Origin of the sequence: Vibrio sp. 10N.222.49.C9 (assembly GCF_041474985.1) — a bacterium.
Taxonomy (GTDB): domain Bacteria; phylum Pseudomonadota; class Gammaproteobacteria; order Enterobacterales; family Vibrionaceae; genus Vibrio; species Vibrio crassostreae_C.
On sequence record NZ_JBFRVD010001092.1, the window covers coordinates 1 to 483 of the forward strand.

Here is a 483-nt window from a genome sequence, read left to right on the forward strand (position 1 = left end):
TTCAATACTTTTACGAGCTATAAACCCACACTCAGCCACATCTTCCAACGCTTGCTGCATCGAAATATAGTGCCAATTATGATGATGGTACTGAACCACCAGCGAACCATAATTAATCGGTAAACCCTTAGTCGAATCAACTAAGAAGTCTTGAACTAGGTTATATTGACGTGGAGACGAACCTGGCAATTCAACCGTCAAACCTAATGAAGCCGACAGTCTGAATGCCGTCAATATCGATAAGATAGCACAGCCACATAGAAAAAATGGAACAAGGGATACACCCTCATTCCATCCAAACCACTTAGCTGATCTGCACTTGCATTTGCTTTTCAGTACAAAGAGCAATTTGCTCATCTATTTCTGTCAACAACGGTCCAAGAACGTGAAAGTCGCCCTTGTCACCACCTTCAAATCGCACGATACCTTGCAAAATCGCACTCTGACGCTGCAAGTATTTCTTCGCAAAACCATAACTCTTAC

1 protein-coding gene is annotated in these 483 nt (G+C 42.4%); it reads right to left on the bottom strand.

The window, feature by feature from the left end; all coding sequences use genetic code 11:
• Positions 1 to 234: hypothetical protein (locus AB4585_RS27030; RefSeq protein ID WP_372171820.1), on the bottom strand; the 234-nt coding region annotated here is incomplete at its 3' end.
• Positions 235 to 483 lie beyond the last annotated feature (249 nt).